Source organism: Pseudoneobacillus rhizosphaerae, from assembly GCF_917563885.1.
GTDB classification, from domain to species: Bacteria; Bacillota; Bacilli; order Bacillales; family Cytobacillaceae; genus Pseudoneobacillus; species Pseudoneobacillus rhizosphaerae.
Genome location: NZ_CAKJTG010000033.1, coordinates 1 through 14,677, shown reverse-complemented (window position 1 = coordinate 14,677; position 14,677 = coordinate 1). Strand labels below are relative to the sequence as shown.

The 14,677-nt window shown below is 38.1% G+C and carries 13 protein-coding genes, 2 tRNA genes and 1 rRNA gene; 4 read left to right on the top strand and 12 right to left on the bottom strand.

Annotation, left to right across the window (positions count from 1 at the left end; all coding sequences use genetic code 11):
- Nucleotides 1–125 precede the first annotated feature (125 nt).
- Complete coding sequence (locus LRP83_RS20500; protein ID WP_230498610.1) at nt 126–2,042, top strand: ABC-F family ATP-binding cassette domain-containing protein; 1,917 nt, start codon at nt 126–128, stop codon at nt 2,040–2,042.
- Between the two features lie 47 nt (nt 2,043–2,089).
- Here LRP83_RS20500 and LRP83_RS20495 read toward each other — a convergent pair whose 3' ends face one another.
- The 5 genes from LRP83_RS20495 to LRP83_RS20475 all read right to left on the bottom strand — a co-directional run bounded on the left by LRP83_RS20495 (nt 2,090) and on the right by LRP83_RS20475 (nt 7,621).
- Nucleotides 2,090–2,806, bottom strand: a complete 717-nt coding sequence (locus LRP83_RS20495; RefSeq protein ID WP_230498609.1) for a response regulator — start codon at nt 2,804–2,806, stop codon at nt 2,090–2,092.
- A complete protein-coding gene (locus tag LRP83_RS20490; RefSeq protein ID WP_230498607.1) occupies nt 2,807–4,393 on the bottom strand; it encodes an ATP-binding protein in 1,587 nt (528 codons plus the stop codon).
- A gap of 84 nt (nt 4,394–4,477) precedes the next feature.
- The gene (locus LRP83_RS20485) at nt 4,478–6,004 is read right to left on the bottom strand and encodes a tripartite tricarboxylate transporter permease (protein ID WP_230498606.1); all 1,527 of its coding nucleotides are present in this window, start codon (nt 6,002–6,004) and stop codon (nt 4,478–4,480) included.
- A 25-nt stretch (nt 6,005–6,029) separates the two neighbouring features.
- Nucleotides 6,030–6,482, bottom strand: coding sequence for a tripartite tricarboxylate transporter TctB family protein (locus tag LRP83_RS20480; protein ID WP_230498605.1), 453 nt, complete (start codon nt 6,480–6,482; stop codon nt 6,030–6,032).
- 110 nt (nt 6,483–6,592) lie between these two features.
- The gene (locus tag LRP83_RS20475) at nt 6,593–7,621 is read right to left on the bottom strand and encodes a Bug family tripartite tricarboxylate transporter substrate binding protein (RefSeq protein WP_230498603.1); all 1,029 of its coding nucleotides are present in this window, start codon (nt 7,619–7,621) and stop codon (nt 6,593–6,595) included.
- 307 nt (nt 7,622–7,928) lie between these two features.
- Between LRP83_RS20475 and LRP83_RS20470 the strand changes: the two genes are divergently transcribed.
- From LRP83_RS20470 to LRP83_RS20460, 3 genes are read left to right on the top strand one after another with little or no spacing between them, the layout of a single operon-like run.
- Nucleotides 7,929–9,008: a BMP family lipoprotein gene (locus LRP83_RS20470; RefSeq protein WP_230498602.1), complete on the top strand. Its 1,080-nt coding sequence runs from the start codon at nt 7,929–7,931 to the stop codon at nt 9,006–9,008.
- A gap of 35 nt (nt 9,009–9,043) precedes the next feature.
- Nucleotides 9,044–10,153 carry a carbohydrate kinase gene (locus tag LRP83_RS20465; protein WP_230498601.1) on the top strand — a complete coding sequence of 370 codons (1,110 nt, stop codon included), beginning with the start codon at nt 9,044–9,046 and terminating at the stop codon, nt 10,151–10,153.
- A gap of 2 nt (nt 10,154–10,155) precedes the next feature.
- A complete protein-coding gene (locus LRP83_RS20460; protein ID WP_230498658.1) occupies nt 10,156–11,073 on the top strand; it encodes a pseudouridine-5'-phosphate glycosidase in 918 nt (305 codons plus the stop codon).
- A 299-nt stretch (nt 11,074–11,372) separates the two neighbouring features.
- Here the strand turns inward: LRP83_RS20460 and tsaD are convergent, their stop codons facing one another.
- The 7 genes from tsaD to rrf all read right to left on the bottom strand — a co-directional run bounded on the left by tsaD (nt 11,373) and on the right by rrf (nt 14,672).
- Nucleotides 11,373–12,392, bottom strand: a complete 1,020-nt coding sequence (tsaD, locus tag LRP83_RS20455; protein ID WP_230498600.1) for a tRNA (adenosine(37)-N6)-threonylcarbamoyltransferase complex transferase subunit TsaD — start codon at nt 12,390–12,392, stop codon at nt 11,373–11,375.
- Nucleotide 12,393: 1 nt separating this feature from the next.
- Nucleotides 12,394–12,843 (bottom strand): ribosomal protein S18-alanine N-acetyltransferase, encoded by a 450-nt coding sequence (gene rimI, locus LRP83_RS20450; protein ID WP_230498598.1) that lies wholly within the window; start codon nt 12,841–12,843, stop codon nt 12,394–12,396.
- A gap of 15 nt (nt 12,844–12,858) precedes the next feature.
- Nucleotides 12,859–13,566: a tRNA (adenosine(37)-N6)-threonylcarbamoyltransferase complex dimerization subunit type 1 TsaB gene (gene tsaB, locus LRP83_RS20445; protein ID WP_230498597.1), complete on the bottom strand. Its 708-nt coding sequence runs from the start codon at nt 13,564–13,566 to the stop codon at nt 12,859–12,861.
- Entirely contained in the window at nt 13,563–14,015 is a 453-nt protein-coding gene (gene tsaE / locus LRP83_RS20440) for a tRNA (adenosine(37)-N6)-threonylcarbamoyltransferase complex ATPase subunit type 1 TsaE (protein ID WP_230498594.1), read from the bottom strand. The genes tsaB and tsaE overlap by 4 nt, the downstream gene beginning before the upstream one ends.
- Nucleotides 14,016–14,339: 324 nt before the next feature.
- Nucleotides 14,340–14,413 (bottom strand) — tRNA-Asp (locus LRP83_RS20435).
- A 35-nt stretch (nt 14,414–14,448) separates the two neighbouring features.
- Nucleotides 14,449–14,522: transfer RNA gene (locus tag LRP83_RS20430), tRNA-Met, on the bottom strand.
- Nucleotides 14,523–14,556: 34 nt separating this feature from the next.
- Nucleotides 14,557–14,672, bottom strand: a 5S ribosomal RNA gene (gene rrf / locus LRP83_RS20425).
- Nucleotides 14,673–14,677: the final 5 nt, after the last annotated feature.

The following is a 14,677-nucleotide window of genomic DNA, read 5'->3' as shown; positions in this document are numbered from 1 at the left end:
CCTTCGAATATCATACACTATTTTTATCCATCTGTAATTATAGATTGAATGTTAATTCACATATACATTATTGCCGATAACCATAGATTACGATACACTTGTTTTATGTAATTGAGGTGAGAAATATGATTTTATTACAAGTTAATCAACTATCAAAATATTTTGGTGCTGATATTATTTTATCGAATATTAAGCTTGAAATTCAAACTAGGGACCGCATTGCACTCGTTGGTCGAAACGGGGCAGGTAAATCTACCCTACTAAAAATCATCTCTGGCCAAATGAGCCATGACTCTGGTGATATTATTAAGCCTAAAGAGGTCACAATAGGCTATCTTGCCCAAAACACGGGTTTAGAATCTGAGCTATCCATCTGGGAAGAAATGCTGACAGTCTTTACTCACTTGCAAAAGATGGAAAAAGAATTAAGGCTGCTAGAACAAAAAATGTCTAGCCCAGCTGTTCTGGATGATACTGTCCAATATGAACGTGTTTTAAAAGAATATGATCTCCTACAGGTCCAATTTAAGGACTCTGGTGGATACCAGTATGAAGCAGATATTCGCTCCGTTCTTCATGGTCTAAACTTTCAATCCTTTGACCATTCCACAAAAATTGCTACGTTAAGTGGAGGTCAAAAAACACGCTTAGCACTAGGTAAATTGCTCTTAACGAAACCGGATATTTTAATACTGGACGAGCCTACCAACCATTTAGATATCGAAACACTATCTTGGCTTGAACAATATTTACAAACGTATGATGGTGCAATCTTAATTGTTTCCCATGATCGCTATTTCCTAGATAAAGTTGTCAAACAGGTCTATGAAATGTCTCGTAAGCAAATTCAAAAGTTTCTCGGGAACTATAGTGCTTACCTTGACCAAAAGGCTGAACAATACGAACGTGAAATGAAGCTTTTTGAAAAACAACAGGATGAAATTGCCAAGCTCGAGGATTTTGTACAAAAAAACCTTGCTCGTGCTTCGACAACGAAAAGGGCACAGTCGAGACGAAAGAAGCTTGATAAGATTGAACGACTAGACCGACCTAAAGGCAATGAAAAATCAGCAACCTTTAGCTTTGAAATTGAACGACAAAGCGGCAATGAAGTCCTTCATCTAGATAGCCTATCTATCGGTTATCAAAATGAGGCGATTTCTAAGGATCTCTCCTTCCGATTGACTCGTGGTGAAAGTGTTGCCCTAGTTGGACCCAATGGTATTGGAAAATCTACCTTATTGAAAACCATTATTGATAAACTTCCTCCACTATCAGGCGGATTTCGCTTAGGTTCTAATGTAGCAATCGGTTATTATGATCAAGAGCAAGCAGAATTAACATCTAATAAAAGAGTTCTGAATGAATTATGGGATGACTATCCGAATAGACCCGAAAAGGAAATACGGACAATTCTAGGTAATTTCTTATTTTCTGGGGAAGATGTTCTAAAAATTGTTTCTACTCTTTCAGGTGGAGAAAAAGCGAGACTTGCCTTAGCCAAGCTGATGATGCAAAAATCAAATTTCCTCATCCTTGATGAGCCTACCAACCATCTTGATTTAGATAGCAAGGAAGTTTTAGAGAATGCTCTAGTTGATTACCCTGGAACAATCCTTTTTGTTTCCCATGATCGGTATTTTATCAATCGAATTGCTACGAAGGTTCTCGAATTAAGCAGGAATAGTTGCACAGAGTTTTTAGGAGATTATGATTACTTTGTAGAGAAAAAAGAAGAAATCATTGAATTAAAAGCTCTTGAACAAAAAGAGAAACCTACAAGCAGCTCTTCACCCGATAAAAATTCATTTCAGCTAGATAAAGAAGTCAAAAAGCAGGAACGACAACGAAAAAGAAAGCTTGAGGAAATTGAAACTAGAATTTCTCAGCTTGAAGAAAACATCGAGCAATATGAAATTCAATTATGTGATCCAGTAGTGTTTCAAAATCATGAAAAAGTCATTGAAATTAATATGAAAAATGAACAAGCAAAAACAGAATTAGAAAGCCTTATGGAAGAATGGGCGGATTTGGCTGAATAAAAAACTTAGAGTGATGTGCGCTTAAAAGCCCACACCGCTCTAAGTTTTTACTTTTTTATCGCTGAGTCCCTTTTGACGATATATACCCGCTCTGGTCGTCCCACTGTTCCATAAGCTAAATCGGCATCGACTTTTTCCTCAGAAATGAGATGCTCAAGATACCGTCTTGCGGTCGTTCTACTCACACCGATTTCCTTCCCAACAAATTCAGCAGTTAAACCAGCATCTACCTTATTCATCACTTCGAGAACCTTATCAAGGGTAAGCGGGTCAATTCCCTTAGGCAAGTATGATTTATCTTTAAGTTCCCCATCCATCTCTTTTCGCAACAATTGGTCCACTTGTTGTTGAGTAACATATAGATTTTCTTTCCCAAGCTTTAAGAGACTTTGATAATATTCCTGGTAGCGAGTTAATGATTGCTTGAATCTCTCAAAAACGACAGGTTTAATAATATAATCAAAGACACCAATACTTACCGCTTCTTGTACCTTATGGATTTCCTTTGTTGCCGTAATCATAATAACATCCATTTGTTTCGTTTCCTGTTTTGTTTCTTTAAGCAAATCAAAGCCATTCATATCAGGAAAATAGACATCTAACAAAATCAGGTCAGGTTGTAATACTTCAATATAATTTCTTGCTTCTATATAACTTGTAGCAATTCCGATCGTTTGGAACCCCTTTATTTGTTCAATAAAACGTTTCTGGATTTCAGCAATCCTGAGGTCGTCCTCAACAATTAAAACTTCGATATCCTTCATTTATATTCCCCCACTTTTTGGTATCGCTACCATAAAAATCGTCCCCACTCCAACTTTGGAGGAAAAAGTAACATTTCCACCTAATTCTATTATTAATTCCTCTACTAAACTAAGACCAATCCCCGAATTATTATTGCTACTTTTCGTGGTAAATCCCCGCTCGAAAATACGTTCATGATTAGTGGAGTCTATTCCTTTTCCGTTGTCTTCCACTTCAATAATTAACTCCTTGCCCAAATCTGTTAGAAACAAAGCAACCCTTTTCTCATTCTTATCATTGTCCTTTACCGCTTCAAATGCATTATTAATAAGGTTTCCAATGATTGTGATTAATTGACCTCGGTTAATGTCGGATGGAACATCCTTAAAGCTACTTTCTCTATCTACCTTAAAATCAATTTTCAGCTCACTTGCTAAACTAACCTTTCCTAAAATAAACCCTGCAATTATGGGGTCTGGGATTTCTCGCATTAGGAATTGGATAAACCCTTGTGCCACATCCACTTCTTTGGAAATAAAGTCAATGGCTTCTTTATTGGATCCGAGTTGAATTAATCCTAGAACCGTATATAGTCTGTTGGAATATTCATGCGTCTGTGCTCGCAATCCTTCTGCATAGGATTTTACATGCGATAATTCCTGTAAAAGCTTATATAGCTCCGATTTATTTCGCAAGCTGGCAACAGCCCCAATAATTTCTCCCCGATTATTTAAAATAGGAATACGATTGGTCAAGAAAGCCTCTCCAAAAATATTAAATTCGCGATCATATTCAGCTTGTCCTGTATGAACTACTTCAAGAAGTTGAGTATTTTCAATGACTTCATCAATTTTTTTTCCTCGGAGCATGGTACTGTTTGGCACGTTTAAAATCTTGTGTGCGGTTTCATTTACAACAGTTATTTTCCCCTTTGTATCAATAGCAATAATTCCTTCATGAATGGATTCTAAAATGGCATGCTTTTCCTGGTACATCCAGGCAATTTCCTTTGGTTCAAGACCAAAAATCGCCCGTTTAATATTTAATGATATTAATAGAGCTGCTAGTATTCCACCAATTAATATTAACAAGGTAACAATGAGGATTTTCCGCTCGATTTTCGAAACATTCTTTTCAATATTTGTTTGTAAATAACCGACTGAAACAACCCCAATGACTTTTCCATCACTAAATATTGGAGCTTTCCCTCTAAGGGAGGGGCCCAAAGTCCCGGTAGATTCCGAAATAATCGATTCCCCTTTAAAGACTCGATCGTTATCTCCGCCAACCATTTTTTGCCCAATTCTCCTAGGATTGGGGTGAGAATATCTTATTTCATTTCGATTTCCAATTACGATAAATTCAGCATCCACCTGCTGGCGAATTTTTTCAGCAATAGGCTGAATAATAGTAGTTGGATGTTCTGTATAAAAAGCCTCTTGAATTTCAGGTATATTTGAAACGGATTGAGCTACCGATAAAGCCTTGATTCCTATTTCATGTTTAAGATTGGATTCCATGATGTTCTGATAGGTAACATTAAAAATCCCACCCATTAGAAGAATTAATACAAACATTCCTAGCATTAACTTTGTATGTAATCGCATGCAAGTAAACACCTCACCCTCATCATATAGAAAAAAACTCCTTATAAAAAGGAGTTTTTTTAAAAAAATCAAAAATTGCGACTTCTATCCCTCCACATTGATAACCACTTGCTTCCCTCTCATCTTCATCAAAACCGGAATCATTAACCATAAAAAAGTCAAAATAAGAAAAGCAAGTGAAATCGGTCGGGTAAAAAATAAACTATAATCCCCATTTGAAATCGTTAAGGCTCTACGGAGATTATTCTCGATCATCGGTCCTAGCACCAGACCTAGTACGAGTGGCGCGATTGGATAATCATTTTTACTTAAAAAATATCCTAATAGCCCACATGCAAGCAATAACAATAGATCATTCGTTGAAACTTGCACCGCGTAAACCCCAAATATCGATATCGCAATAATCATCGGTATTAAAAATTGCTTTGGTGTTTGAATGATTTTAGCGAAAACCTTCACTAGAGGTAAATTCAAAACAAGTAGCATAACATTTCCAATAAACATACTTGCGATTAAACCCCAAGCCACCTGTGGATGATCTTCAAATAATAATGGGCCAGGCTGCACATTATACATCATTAAAGCACCCATTAAGATAGCTGTTGTTCCAGAACCCGGAATTCCTAAAGTTAATAGTGGAATCATTGCTCCACCAGAAGCCGCATTATTAGCCGATTCTGGTGCCGCAACACCAGCAATGGCACCTGTACCAAACTTCTCTGGGTTTTTTGATATCTTTTTTTCTAAAATATAAGAAAAGAAGGAAGCTAGTGTAGCACCTGCCCCTGGTAATATTCCAATAAAAAACCCTAAAATAGAGCCGCGAGCAATCGGTGCTGCCGACTCCTTTAATTCTTCCTTCGACGGAAGGAGATTATTGATCCTTGCAACCTCTGTTTCTTCTTCATCTTTTTCAAGGATGGTCTTAAATACTTCACCAAGTGCAAATAAACCAACCGCAATGGTTAAAAACTCTATCCCTTGATATAGCCAAGGAACCTCAAAGGTAAATCTAGCAATCCCTGATACATTATCAATACCAATTGTTGCTAACAATAAACCACAGACCGTCATAATTAACGCTTTTGTAACTGATTTTCCTGCTAACCCGCTAACAGCTGCCAAACCTAATAGCATTAAAGAAAAATATTCAGCTGGTCCAAATTTGATGGCTATATTTGACAGCGGTTTAGCTAACAAAATCAAGGCAATTAACGTCACGATTCCTGCTACAAAGGATCCAATGGCAGCGATTGACAGAGCACTCCCTGCTCTCCCTTTTTTCGCCATTTGATAGCCATCTAATGTTGTCACTACAGAAGAGGATTCCCCAGGTGTATTTAATAGAATCGAAGTAGTCGAGCCTCCATACATGGCTCCATAATAAACTCCAGCTAATAGAATAATGGCACTAGTTGCTGCCTGTTCGGGTGGTAGCCCCCCTGTAATCGAAGCAGTCACTGGAATTAATAAGGCCACCCCGCTCATCGGCCCAATTCCCGGTAAAACTCCAACAGCTGTTCCAATTAATACCCCAACAAAAGCAAAAAGTAAATTATACCAAAGAAGGGCTGTTCCAAACCCCTGAATTAAATAGTCAATGATACTCATTTATTTTCATCCTCCCTTCCTCGAACTATAGCCAAATTGGCCAGCTCGGTAGTGTTCCTTTTAACACATTCACATACAGGTAATATACCGCAACTGAAAAACAAGCAGACACGATTAGAGACGTTAATATTTTTGTTCGCTCCATCGTTTGAAAGCAAACAAATAAAAAAACAAAAGTCGTTATGATATAACCAAACGTTTCTAGTGTTAAAATGTACAGCAATGTTGCAGCAAAAATAATTAAAAAAGGTTTATACTGTAATTTTTCCTTACTTCCTTCTTGCCTTTTACTTTGGAAGCTTTCATAAAACAAACGAATACTTAATAAAGCTAATATTGACCCAAGGAAAAGTGGGAAAATATTGGGCCCCACTTTACTTCCATATGATGAGCTTGAAAGATGCGTACTCCCAATGATGAATAGAACACCTACGACAAGGAACATAGTAGCTGCAATCCGATCAAATTTTATGTCCATTAGTCATCCCCCTAAAAATTTAATAGGGAAGGAGAGATTAAACTCCTTCCCCCTTGTACTGTCCAGCTCGTGTCCTATTGTGAGCTAAGCTGGCGCTACCGCTTTTCTGATTACTTCTGCATGCCTAATGCCTCTAATAATTGAGTAACTTGTGATTCTTGTTCTACTAAAAACGTTTTGAAATCATCAGCATTTTTATATTCCATTTCCCATCCTTGTGTTTCCACTTCCGTTTGCCATTCAGGCGTTTTAACGAGCTTATCGATTGAATCTACCCAATAAGCCTTTGCTTCCTCAGACATCTTTTCTGGTCCAAACACACCACGCCAAATCGTAAATTCAGCGTCTACACCTTGTTCAACCGCAGTCGGAACATCTTTGAAATCCCCAGTTAAACGTTCTGTAGAAGTAACAGCTAACACGCGAACCTTACCAGCCTTTAAAAATTCCTTCACACTAGAAGCATCTGTTCCAATTACATCCGCATTACCACCAAGTAATGCCGTAATCGCTTCTCCACCACCATCATAAGAAACGTACTTCACTTTTGTCGGATCTATACCAAATTTGTAAGCGGGTAAAATTGAAATTAAATGGTCCATTGATCCTGGTGCAGAGCCACCTGCAAAGGTCAGTTTGCTAGGGTCCTTTTGGACTTCTTCTAAAAGTGACTTTAAATCAGTAAATTTTGAATCCGCTTTTACTACAATTGCTCCAAAATCTTTAGTCAACTGTGCTAGAGGAGTTGTATTCTGATAGCCATATGGACTATTTCCTTCTTTTTTCAAATTATTAATGATAATCGGCGGTGAGTTAACAAACAGCATATCGTTATTTTCAACATGCTGTGTAGCGTACTCCGCCATAAAAACGGCACCACCACCACCTGGCTTATTCTCAACTGTCAATGGCTGCTCAACCAATTTTGTCTCACCTAATACCTTCGCAAAAGAGCGAGCCGTTAAATCCCATCCCCCACCAGCACCAGAAGGAGCAACAACTGTTATGGCCTTTTGTGGATAACCGTTACCTTCTTTATTACTCCCATCACTTGAAGCATCTTTACTGCTACAAGCACCTAAGCTAAATGCCAAAACTCCAGCACACATTACCGTTGAAATCTTTTTAAAAGAAAACATTTTTTATCCCCCTTTGTAAGCGTTTTCTCAATTTTACTAAATTTTTTTAATATTCATAGTTTACAGAACTAAAGAGCATAAAGAACTTTACAGCCATTTTGTTCATATTGTTTATGAGTATAAAAGCTGGTATAAACAATCTGTTCCTAATACATCAACAAGTAATACTTTGGATGAGAAATAGAAATACTAGGATAAAGGGTTGACCTAACGGTTAATTAAGAGTATACTTCAAACATAAGTTTATTTCATAAACATAAGTTTACGAAATATACTTAATCAAATTACATCATAGGGGGCACATGTCTTGAATAAAAGGAAATTCGGAATCGCATTATCAACTGTTCTTATAACGGGTACGCTACTAGCTGCTTGTGGTAAAAGCGATGATACAACTAACGAAACAACTAATGGTGGAGAAAAAGAACAATTCACTGTCGCGATGGTTACTGATATCGGCGGGGTGGATGATAAATCATTTAATCAATCTTCTTGGGAAGGTTTAGTGAATTTTGGTAAAGAAAATGGATTGGAAAAGGGTAAAAATGGCTATGATTACCTTCAATCTAAATCGGATGCCGATTATACAACAAACTTAAATACACTTGTTCGTCAAGATTTTGACTTAGTTTACGCGATTGGTTTCTTAATGCCAGCTGCGGTTGAAGAAATTGCAACCCAACAAAGAGATGCGAAGTTTGCAATTGTCGATGCTGAGGTCGATCTACCAAACGTTGCAAGCATTCTATTCAAAGAACACGAAGCAGGATTCCTTGCGGGAATTGCAGCTGCAAAAACAACCAAAACTAACCATATTGGATTCATTGGCGGTATGGAAATTCCTGTAGTCGAACGCTTCGAAGTCGGTTTCATAGCTGGTGTTAAAGCTGCTAATCCGGGGGCCAAAGTGGACGTTCAATATGCAGGTGCGTTTGACAAGGCTGAGATTGGTAACACAATAGCCTCTAAAATGTACTCTTCAGGAGCAGATGTTATTTTCCATGCTGCTGGAGGAACTGGTTCTGGACTATTTAAAGAAGCAAATGACCGAAAAGCAAAAAATCCTGACCAAGACTTTTGGGTAATCGGTGTAGACCGTGACCAAGCTGACATGGGTCCAGACGTGGTCCTAACCTCAGCCTTAAAACGTGTGGATGTAGCAGTAAAAGACCTTTCCACTAAAACAAAAGATGGCCAATTCCCTGGCGGAGAAATCAAGTTATATGGTTTAGCAGAAGATGGTGTTGGCTTAGCCCCTATCAATGAGAAAGCAGCGAGTAAAGCTGATATTGATGCAAGCGTTCAAGAATGGATTGAAAAGATTAAATCAGGTGATGTTAAAGTTCCTGAAACACAGGAAGAATTAAAAGCCTTTAGCCCAAAATAAGCAGTAAATATTAGTGTAATGGATGAGGTGATTTTATGACTGAACGAATGAATGAGAAAGAACAATTGGTACTGGATCTAATCCGTAAGAATCCTTATGTTTCTCAACAAGAACTAGCTGAGAGTTTAGGATTATCTCGTCCCTCCATTGCAAATATGATTTCTGGTTTAATTAAAAAGGGGAAAATTTTAGGCAGGGCCTATATTTTAACTGAATCGCAACCGGTTATTTGTATCGGTGGGGCAAATATTGACCGTAAATTTCATGTAAAAGAGAAAGCTCAGATAGGTACTTCAAATCCGAGCTATTCCTCTCAGAATGCTGGAGGAGTGGCTCGAAATATTGCTGAAAACCTTGGGCGACTTGGGATGGAGGTGGCACTTATCTCGACTAGCGGCCTAGATTCCGACTGGTCATTCATTGCCGAATCATCTTCGCTCTACATGAACTTAGAAACTGTAACTCAATTCCCAGAAAAATCAACAGGTTCCTACACAGCTGTTTTAGATTCTAACGGGGAATTAATTATTGCGCTTGCCGATATGGAAGTGTATGAGGCGATCACACCTGATTTACTTTTGAAAAATGATACATTCTTAAGCCAAGCAAAATGTATCATGGCGGATTTAAACTGTCCAAAAGAAACAATCCAGTTCTTGTGTCACTTTGCCAAAAATCATGGTATACCAATAGTCCTAATACCTGTTTCATCACCAAAAATGAGTCATTTACCAGATAATTTAGAGGGTGTTACTTGGCTCATCACAAACCGCGATGAATCTGAAGCTTATTTTCAAACCGAAATCAAGGATGAGGAAGATTGGAAAAGCGTTTTAGAAAAATGGTTAGCATTAGGAATATCCAATGTGGTTATTACTAACGGTAAACAAGGCTCAATGATAGGTAATAAGGAAGAGGGGATCTTTCATGTCCCTGCGATTGAAATTAGTGAGATCGTAGATGTAACGGGGGCAGGAGATGCTTTTTCCTCCGCTGTCATTTACTCATGGTTAGAGGGTAAAACATTATTCGAAATCGCTAAAGCCGGCACTATCAATGCGTCTAAAACACTACAATCACCTTATACAGTCAGACAAGATTTATCCTCAACACAACTACAAAAAGACATGGAGGAATTATTATGAATATCAACCAGTATATTACGTTTTCCGAAGAAGTACGTGTGGCAAAAGAACAAGGCAAACCAATCGTTGCCTTAGAATCTACGATTATTTCGCACGGTATGCCTTATCCACAAAATGTGAAAACTGCTCGTGAAGTGGAACAAATTATCCGTGATAATGGAGCAGTTCCAGCAACTACAGCCATTATTGATGGAAAACTTAAAATTGGATTATCCGATGAAGAATTAGAAATGTTCGGGAAGAGTTCAGATGTAGCAAAAGCATCTAGACGTGATTTAGCTTATTTGATCGCTACAAAAAAACTAGGGGCAACGACGGTAGCTGCTACAATGATTTGCGCAGAAGCAGCAGGAATTAATATTTTTGTTACTGGCGGTATTGGTGGTGTTCACCGTGGCGCTGAAACGACAATGGATATTTCAGCAGACTTGGATGAACTAGGTCAAACAAATGTGGCGGTTATTTGTGCGGGTGCGAAATCAATTTTAGATTTAGGGTTAACAATGGAATATCTTGAAACAAAAGGTGTACCGGTTATTGGTTATCAAACTGATGTCCTTCCTGCCTTCTATACAAGAAAAAGTGAATTCCCATTACACTTACATGCAGATGATGTAGACACAATCGCTTCTACATTAAAAGCAAAATGGGATTTAAACCTTAAGGGTGGAGTGGTTGTTGCCAACCCGATTCCTGAAGAACATGCACTGGATGAGAAGTTTATTAATGACGTAATTCAGTCAGCATTAAAAGAGGCAGAGGAAAATAACATCTCTGGTAAAAATGTTACACCATTCCTTCTTGGCAAAGTGAAAGAACTAACAGAAGGTAAAAGTCTAGACGCAAACATTGCATTAGTTAAAAACAATGCCGTTGTTGGTGCAAAATTAGCAGTAAGCTTTAATTCCTTAAATAAATAAGGCTAAATTTAGTTTTAAGACTGGGTATAAAAACCCAGTCTTTTTTAGTTTAGAGAAAAATAAATACCAAATTGATATCTAAATTTGCCTATTTATTATTGTTAGAATAGCTTTCTTTTAATTAATCCACAGTTATATACACAACTAAATGCCTATATATAAAGCTATCAACAGAGTTATACACACTATCCACAAAAATATTACTATTTGTCCACATTATTCACAATAACGTGGATGAATTTATAAGTTATCCACAAAAAAGGCCTCCTTTTAAAAAAAAGGAGACTTAAACTTTAAAATTAATTGTGGATTTCTAAATCTAAGCCTGGATTAGCATTCAAATCCATGCCCGCTCGTTGACCTTTTTCAAATAGCACGGTTCCAGCAGCAGCAATCATCGCCGCGTTATCTGTACAAAGAGATAACGGTGGAATCACTAAGTCAACAGGAAGTTCATAAAAGGCTTCCTCTAAAGCTTTACGTAATCCCCTATTCGCAGCAACACCACCTGCTAACAGTACTTGCTTTACCTGGAATTCCTTTGTAGCCCTTACTGTCTTTGTTACCAATACATCAATGACACTTTGTTGGAAACTTGCGGCCAGATTTTCAGGAGCAACGGTTTCACCTCGTTGTGTTAAATTATGAACTGTATTGATAACGGAAGACTTTAGACCACTAAAACTAAAATCATATGAGCCTTCCTCTAACCACGCTCTAGGTAAGTCAATAGTAGGCTTTCCTTCTTGGGCTAAACGATCAATATGCGGTCCACCAGGATAAGGAAGATTTAATGTACGTGCCACTTTATCATACGCTTCTCCTGCTGCATCATCTCTCGTTTCACCGATCACTTGGAAATGACCATGCTCCTTCATGAATACAATTTCTGTATGACCTCCTGAAACAACAAGTGACAGTAACGGAAAGCTCATTTCCTTCACTAGACGATTCGCATAAATATGCCCAGCAATATGATGGACAGCTACTAATGGGATTTGGTGAGCAAAGCTAATAGCTTTGGCTGCATTTACACCAATTAATAGAGCGCCAACTAGCCCTGGTCCTTCCGTTACCGCAATCGCATCAAGGTCAACAAACGTTAAATTCGCCTGATTCATAGCTTCTTCAAATACAATGGTCATCTGCTCAACATGGTGTCGTGAAGCAATCTCAGGTACTACACCACCAAATCGCTTATGACTTTCTATTTGAGACGCTACTACATTAGCAACAATCTCATTCCCATTTTTAATGATGGCTACAGCTGTTTCATCACAGCTTGTTTCAATCCCCATGATATATAGATCTTTTTCCATTTTATAACTTCACCCACATTACTAAAGCATCCTCATGGTTATCAGTATAGTACCCCTTGCGAATGCCTCCATTTTCAAATCCAAACTTACGGTATAAATTTTGCGCTACGTGATTTGAGACTCTGACCTCTAATGTCATGGACTGCGCTCCCATTTCCTTAGCCATTTGAATAACTTTTGCTAATAAAGCATCACCTAATTTTCTACCTCTATACTCCGGCAATATCGCAATATTGGTAATATGCGCCTCGTCGACAACAATCCAAACACCACAATAACCGATGATCTTCTCGCCATCCTCAATGACCAAATAGGAAGCAAACTGATTCTTATACAGTTCATTGTAGAATGATTCTTTGCTCCAAGGTATAGTAAAAGATAGCTTCTCTATATTTACAATTTGATCGATATCTTCTTCACGCATTAAACGGAATAATAATGAGTCATTCATAAAAATTCTTCCTAACTATTTAGTCTCTTCAATCTGATTAGCTTCCATCCATTTCACTTCTGCTTCTGCCAAACGAATATAATTCGGAACAAAGCTATGTATTTCTTCCGTAGGTCGAGTTTTCCCCAATAATCCAAGTTCAGAAGGTCGAGGGTTATGCTCCGTTATTTCTGCAAACAAAGCTTTTTCCCCTAATTCTCTTTCAATCACTTCTCGGTGGATCGGCAAATCATTACCAACAAATAAAATAGGTTTGTCCAAGGACTTCAATGTGTCTATCCAGTTAATCGTTAAAACATTTTGGTCCTTGTATATTGTTTGTAAATCCCCATTTTGATATTGATATAAACCCGTATAGATTTGTCCTCTTCTGGCATCAAATAATGGTGAAATATAGCCTGTAAAATATCTACCTACTGAAGCAGTTAAAATTTCTAAACTTGATATTCCTACTATCGGGATATTTAAACTCCAAGCAAGTGTTTTCGCTATCGTAACTCCAATTCGAACTCCTGTATATGATCCTGGACCTTTTGCGACAACAATTTTAGTTAGTTGCTTTGGGCTAATACTACAGTCCTTCATTAAAGCTTCTATTGCTGGCATTGCTCGAACGGAATGATTAACTTTCACATTGGTAATATATTCACCAATTACCGTTTCTTCATTAAGAAGTGCAATTCCTAATGTATAATTAGATGTGTCAATCGCGAGTATTGTCATTGCATAATCTCCTTACAGAGTTCTTCGTATCGTTTCCCAGCAGGCACTAGCTTAATATTTCGTGCCCCTTCATTACTATGAGTAAGATAGATGGTTAATAGCTCAGGAGGGAGCTGGTCCTTAATTAAATGGGCCCATTCAACCACTGTAACCCCTAATCCTTCAAAATACTCTTCAAACCCTAGGTCTTCATCTGAATTCTCTAAACGATATACATCCATATGGAATAGCGGCATGGTACCTTTATATTCTTTAATAATTGTAAAAGTGGGACTGTTGACGTTTTTCGTTATTTCTAGACCTTCTGCCAAACCTTTAGTAAAAGTAGTTTTACCAGCACCTAAATCACCTTCTAGTGCGATTACATCTCCAGGTTGAAGGTAGCTAGCTAATTTTTTGGCAAATGCTTTTGTTTGATCTGCGTTATTTGATATGTACTGAAATTCCATTTCATTTCTCACCTAATTTATATATAGAGTTACCATCATCCATGAATAAATATCCTTAGGAAGCATCCTAAGGATATTAGAGCTATATGTAGTTTACATGATTTTTGGGATTAGGGCAAAAAAGTTGGGATTTTGTAGTCCTTTGGTGTGGGGGTTTTTTTTTATAGGGCTTCTTGAGGACAGTTCGGGCCTTTGGTTCTGGGGGTTTGTCTTTAATTGGACTGCTTAAGTTATGCGGTTTTGTCTTTAATAAGTGTTTTACAAAAATTTATCCGTAAAAAGTAAAAAAGCGAAACTCGCGTTTCGCTTTTTACATAAATATTACGGTCCGGACGGGACTCGAACCCGCGACCTCCTGCGTGACAGGCAGGCATTCTAACCAACTGAACTACCGGACCAAGTATTTTCAAGTGATTTGCTTGAAAAAATTAAGTTGCGGGGGCAGGATTTGAACCTGCGACCTTCGGGTTATGAGCCCGACGAGCTACCGGGCTGCTCCACCCCGCGACGATAATAAGAATACTGATATTTTATAAATACCGCCTGGCGACGTCCTACTCTCACAGGAGGAATCCTCCAACTACCATCGGCGCAAAGAAGCTTAACTTCCGTGTTCGGTATGGGAACGGGTGTGACCTTCTTGCCATCGCCACCAGACTGTA